Raw genomic sequence first — 1,590 nt, 5'->3', positions numbered from 1 at the left:
GCCGTAACTATTCAGGTCCTCGGCGCGCCTGATTGGTGAGTTGATGGTGGGCAGGCACGGTAGAAGCAGTCCGTGACTGCGTCTTCCCCCATTGGCAGGTCCACGTGTCGGAGTTTTCATCTGAGGCTGAGGCTGAGGCTGAGGCTGTGATCGCCTCGCTGCGCGAGCAGATCGCGCAGCGGGATCGGGCACTGGCCGAGCGGGATGCGGTGATCGCCTCGCTGTTGGGGCGGGTCGAGGCCCTTGAGGCCCGGTTGGGGAAGAACTCCTCGAACTCCTCGAAGCCGCCGTCTTCGGACAATCGGTTCACCAAGCCGCCGCCGCGGTCCTTGCGGAAGAAGTCGGGTCGGTCCCCGGGCAAGCAGCCCGGGGAGCCCGGTGCCCGGTTGGAGCCGTGTCCCGACCCTGACGTGCGGCGGATCCACGACCCGATCAGGTGTGAGGACTGTGGCGCCGACCTGGCCGATGCTGAGGTGGTCGGCGCGCAGTCTCGGCAGGTCTTCGACCTGCCGCCGATCCACCTCGAGGTGGTCGAGCACGTAACTCGGACTCGACGTTGTGGTTGTGGGCACCTGAGCACGGCAGCCTTCCCCACCGCCGCGACCGCCCCGACCTGTTACGGGCCAGGGCTGGCTGCGGTGGGCACCTACCTGCTGGCTCGCCAGCATCTGCCGGTGGCCCGGGCCGCGGAACTGCTGGCCGACTGCTTCGGCGCCGAGGTCTCCACCGGTTGGCTGGCCGGGCTGCTGCCAGGGGCCCAGACCCGGCTGGCCGGGTTCACCCGCCTGACCCGCGAACAACTCCGGACGGCGCCGGTGGTCCACTTCGACGAGACCGGTGCCCGAGTCGCCGGGAATCTGTGGTGGGTCCATGTCGCCTGCACCGAGAGTCTGACCGCCTATCACCGAGCCTCCGGGCGGGGCAAGGACTCGATGGACCTCGGCGAGGTGCTCCCCAGATTCGACGGGATCGGCATCCACGACGGACTGAACTCCTACCTCGGCTACCCCCAGATGGGTCACGGCCTGTGCAACGCCCACCACCTGCGCGAACTGGTCGCCCTGACCGAGGCCAACCAACGCAACGGCACCGACGAGATCACCTGGCCCCAAGCGATGATCGACCTGCTGGTCGACATCAACAACGCCGTCAACCACGCCAAGACCGCCGGCAAGAACGAACTGTCACCGCGACGGCTGGCCAGCTACCGCCGCCGATACCGGGCACTGATCGCCCAAGGTTGGAAAACTCACCCGCCACCGCCACCCACCGGGAAACAGGGCCGACCGAAACTCGGCACCGCCGGCTCCCTGCTCCGACGGCTCGACATCTACCAAGACGACGTCCTGCGGTTCGCCACCGACTTCGATGTCCCCTTCGACAACAACCAAGCAGAGCGTGACATCCGGATGATCCGACTCCAGCAGAAGATCTCCGGCACCTGGCGCAGCAACGCCGGCGCCGACGCATTCCTCGCCGTCCGCTCCTACATATCGACCGCCCGCAAACAAGGGCGCAACGCTCTCACCATCCTCACCGACATGTTCGACGGCAACACCTGGCTACCCGCACCCACCTGAATAGTTACGG

1 protein-coding gene is annotated in these 1,590 nt (G+C 67.0%); it reads left to right on the top strand.

Going from position 1 to position 1,590, the window contains the following annotated elements; all coding sequences use genetic code 11:
• Positions 1–104 precede the first annotated feature (104 nt).
• Complete coding sequence (tnpC, locus tag NJ4_RS24780) at positions 105–1,580, top strand: IS66 family transposase (protein ID WP_082749150.1); 1,476 nt, start codon at positions 105–107, stop codon at positions 1,578–1,580.
• Positions 1,581–1,590: the final 10 nt, after the last annotated feature.

The organism is Nocardioides jensenii JCM 1364 = NBRC 14755 (assembly GCF_001552535.1).
GTDB lineage: Bacteria > Actinomycetota > Actinomycetes > Propionibacteriales > Nocardioidaceae > Nocardioides > Nocardioides jensenii.
Note: the sequence above shows the minus strand (reverse complement) of the source record. Positions and strands in the feature narration are given on the sequence as shown.